Consider the following 4,290-nt stretch of genomic DNA (forward strand, 5'->3'; position numbering starts at 1 on the left):
CTCATGGACGACCGAGCCCAGGTCGCGGTCGCGCACGTTGGCATGCACGTCATGGCGGCGCGAGGCGTTCTCACGTTTTATGGTGCTGGCCACCGGGGCAATCTTGACTTCGGCAACGTCGCCGAGCCGGACCTGACCGCCGTCGGGGGTATCCAGGAGAACGTTCTGTACGTCGTCAAGGCCGCGCCGCGATTTGGGCGTCGACCATACCATGACGTCATACACCTTTCCGATGCGATGAACGTCGCTCACCTCGTGACCGGCGAAGATCACGGCAGCAGCGCGACGAACATCGCCGGGCTTGAGACCCCTGGAAGCCGCCTTGGCGATATCCACGGTGACCTGAATTTGCGGTACCGTCTTCTGCGGCTCCTCGTGTAGGTCAATCAGGCCCTCGATGCCGGTCAGGGCGTCGCGGACCCTCACCGCCTGCTCCCGCAACATCGCCGCGTCAGGCCCGAAAATCCGAACCACTATCGACTCGCCCGACCCGGTGAGCACTTCCTTCACGCGCTCGCGAAGGTAGGTCTGGACGTCGCGATAGATACCGGGATAGCCGCCGACCGTGTCCTGAACCGCTTTCAGGGTCTCGTCATAATCGACCTTCGGATCGACGCTGATCCAGTTCTCCGTGAAGTCGATGCCCACCACCTCGTCGGCCACCAGCGCCCGGCCGATGTGAGCGCCGAAGTTGCGCACCCCGGGAATGGATCTCAGTTCTTTGCTGGCAGCCACCGTCATCCGGTACATCTCTGCATGCGATGTCCCGGGCGGCGTCAGCCAGTGCATGAGGAAGTCACGTTCCTTGAAGGAGGGCAGGAGCGAGGTTCCGAGCAGCGGCCAAACGGCCAATCCCGCGACCACGACGAACGCGGTGATCCCAAAGATCGTGCGAGGAGCCGCGATGATCCGCGACAGCATGGCGGCATAGCCTCGCTGCAACCGCCCGACAAGCGGCGAGACGCGCTCGATCGGCGCTCCTTGAAGCAGGATAAGGCAGAGTGCCGGCGTCACCGTCAGCGCCACGGCCATCGAAGCGAGGAGCGCGATGGAATAGGACGTCGCCAGCGGTACGAAGAAAGTGCCCGACAGACCACCCATGAAGAACACAGGGACGACCGAGATGACGATGATGAGGGTCGCGGCGACGATCGGGCTGCGGATCTCGAGCGATGCTTCCAGGATAACTGATGCCACCGATTTGCCAGCGCCGCTGCGGCGATTCTCGCGCAATCGCCGCGTGATGTTTTCAACGTCGATGATAGCGTCGTCCACCACCGATCCCACCGCCACGACGAAGCCGGCCAGCACCATCGTGTTGATGGTCGTTCCGAGCCAGTAGAGAACAAGTCCCGCCGCGACCAGGGAGAGCGGGATCGCCAGCAGGCTGATGAGCGCCACCCGCCACTCGAACAGGAAGGCGCCGAGAACGCAGACCACCAGGACCGATCCCACCAGCAAGGCCATTGTCAGATTATGGATCGAGAGCTCGATGAACGTCGCCGGGCGGAAGATCTGCAGGTCGACGTCGATGCCCTTGAGGCCGTCCCTCATTTCGGCGAAGGCGGCCTCGACGCCGCGCGTGACCTCCAGCGTATTCGCCCACGGGAACTTCTCGACGATCAGCATCATGCCGGGACCGTCATTGATCACAGCGTCGCCGATCGGCAGCGGTTCCCCCCAGGTGACGTCGGCAAAGTCCGCCAGTACCAGTCGCTCGCCGGCTTTTGACTCGACCGGAATTCTCTTGACGTCCTCCAGCTTCACGCTGGACGCTATGTCGGCGCCGACATACAATCGCTGGTTGTCGGTGTCGATGAAGCCTACGGTCTGGCTCTTGGCTGAGCTCGACATCGGCAGCAGGCCGAAGTCCAGCGCATCGGCCGAAGCCTCCATGACCTCGTTCAGCGTCACGCCGTGTTTCAGCATGCGTGCGGGATCGACCTGGATCTGCAGCTGTTTGAGCTTTTCGCCCCACATCGCCACGTTGGCGACGCCGGGCACGCGCAGCAGGCGGAAGCGAATCTTCCAATAGGCGGTCATCGACAGGTCGAGCTGAGTGAGCTCCTTCGACGAAAGGCCGATCTTCATGGTCCTGCTGGTCGACGACAAGGGCTGCAGCATGACGGGCGGGCTCGAGCCGAACGGCAGTCTGGCCGACGCAAGCTGCACTCGCTCCTGGACGAGCTGCCGGGCGTGCATGATGTCGGTTCCCCGCTTGAAGATCATGACAATGGAGGACAGCGACATCACGCTCTTCGAGCGGATGACGTCGAGTTCCGGTGTGCCGCGCAGTGCATCCTCGAGGGGAATGGTGATCAGCTCCTCGACCTCGGCGGTCGACATGCCGATACCCTCGGTCTGAATCTCCACCAGCGGCGGGGAGAATTCGGGGAAGACGTCCACGGGCATCTTGCGGAACACGTCCAGACCCAGCAGCACCATCAGCGCTGCCGCGGCCAGTACCAGATACCGGTATTTCAGATTCGTGCCGATGATCCAGCGGAACATGGCCCTGTCCTTTGTTCGGATGATTGGACGCCGGCTAACTCAGGCGTTCGCAAGCGACGGAATGTCTTTCACGCCCGCTCAGTGGCCGCCAAACTTCAATTCAACCCCCATCAGCTCGACCGCGCCGACCGACACGACCGGCGTACCGCGCGCTGGTCCGTCCGACAGCACTGCTATGTCGCCAAGGACGCGCTCGACAGCCACTTTTTGGCGGACGAAGACGAGCGGCTCCGGATTGGAGTAGAGCCAGCTGTCCCCGTGCTCGTCATAGACAACCGACGAGTAGGGCACGATCTTCGCCATGCTGCCGCTCTCCGGCGCCTTCATCGCCACGAACGCATGATCGCCTGGCTTGACGCCGCTGCTTGCCTCGAGGAATTCAAAGAACCGCCCGTCGTCCCGGTCCTTCACCGCCACCGGCCGCGCCGTGTAATATTTACCGGAGCGGCCTTGGCCGGTCAGCAGCACGACCACTAGACCGTCCTTATCCTCGTCCGCCGGGTTGGCGACGCCGAAAATCTCGGCAAACTCGTCGTGGTCGCCGGTCTCGTCCTCGTCATCCTCGTCGTCGACAACCGCGATCAACATCTGGCTCGCCGCGTCCACAGGCACCTTGATCAGGGATTGCCGTGCTTGGCCGCTTTCACCGGCCGGCGCGATGGAAGCCGTCTCCGTAATTGCATTCACCGACGGTTCACCGCTCGCAATCTCGACCTGGGCGTTCATCATCATCCACCGCTTGGCCGTCTCCTCCCGCAGCGCTTCGGTCTGGATGCTCAGTCGTTTGGCAGCCTGTTCGGTCAGAACCACGCGTGGAAATGGGGAACCTGCGACCTCTACCAGCTTGGCAGGCGCGCCTGCGGGCGACTCCGCGACCGCGAGGGGTCCCGTGGCAACCACGACGAAAGCCACACCGGCGACGAGGGATGACTTAAGAAAAAGCCTATTGCGAAGCATGTGCAACTCCTCCAAGGCGTCGTGAAACCGGGCCGGAATGGAGCATCATGGCCGGTAGGACGAACAGATTGATCAGGACTGAAATGACTGCGCCTGCGATCACGACCCATCCCATTGGATGCAAAATCTCCAGACCGGCGGCGCTGCCCATGACCACTGCGGGAAGGAAGGCGAGGCAGGTGACCAGCGTGCTCGTCAGCATAGGCGCAAAGCGCTCGCGCGCGGCCGCCGCGACACGGTCCGGCCAGGATTCGTCACCCTCCCCGGTCTGATCGACGCGGCTGGCCAGAACCAGACCGTTGCGGAGTGCAAGCCCGAGGACGGCGAGAAGTCCGGCAAGCGCCCCAACCGAAACGGTGCCCGTTACCGCCACGAGGATCGCCGCGACGCCACCCGACACTGCCACCAGCGAAAGGAACATGCCGGTCGCCAGTCGCCAGCTTTGCAGCGCCGCCTGCAGCAGGAAGAAGATCAGCACTGCCGCCGACGCTGCGAAGAGCGTCACCTGCAGCATGGCTGCACGGCTCTCGGCATACTCGCCCCGAACGTAGGCATGGTATTCGAAGGGGAGCTGCACCTTCTTGAGCTCTGCCGCCACGTCTTCCGCCACTGCCGTGACGCTGCGGCCTGCGACGCTGGCGTGAACGTCCATGCTGCGCGTGACGCCGTCACGCTCGATGGTGCTCAACTGCGGCACCATCCGCACCTCGGCGATATCGCCAAGGCGTGTATGCGGGCGATCAGGCGTTTCGATCAGAAGATTCTCGACGTCGGCGATGCTGCTTCGTGCGTTTGGGGGGCTCCCAACGCACGAAGCAGCAT

At 63.2% G+C, this 4,290-nt stretch carries 3 protein-coding genes; all 3 read right to left on the bottom strand.

Annotated features, from left to right (window positions below; translation table 11 throughout):
• A partial coding sequence (locus EOA60_RS20915) for an efflux RND transporter permease subunit (RefSeq protein ID WP_164899436.1) occupies positions 1 to 2,511 on the bottom strand: 2,511 nt, incomplete at its 3' end.
• 78 nt (positions 2,512 to 2,589) lie between these two features.
• Positions 2,590 to 3,468: a hypothetical protein gene (locus EOA60_RS20920; protein ID WP_127214972.1), complete on the bottom strand. Its 879-nt coding sequence runs from the start codon at positions 3,466 to 3,468 to the stop codon at positions 2,590 to 2,592.
• Positions 3,455 to 4,290 (bottom strand): efflux RND transporter permease subunit (locus EOA60_RS20925; RefSeq protein ID WP_164899437.1); only part of this gene is annotated, 836 nt, incomplete at its 5' end. The genes EOA60_RS20920 and EOA60_RS20925, both read right to left, overlap by 14 nt.

It is taken from the genome of Mesorhizobium sp. M1A.F.Ca.IN.020.06.1.1 (assembly GCF_004023265.1).
Lineage (GTDB): Bacteria > Pseudomonadota > Alphaproteobacteria > Rhizobiales > Rhizobiaceae > Mesorhizobium.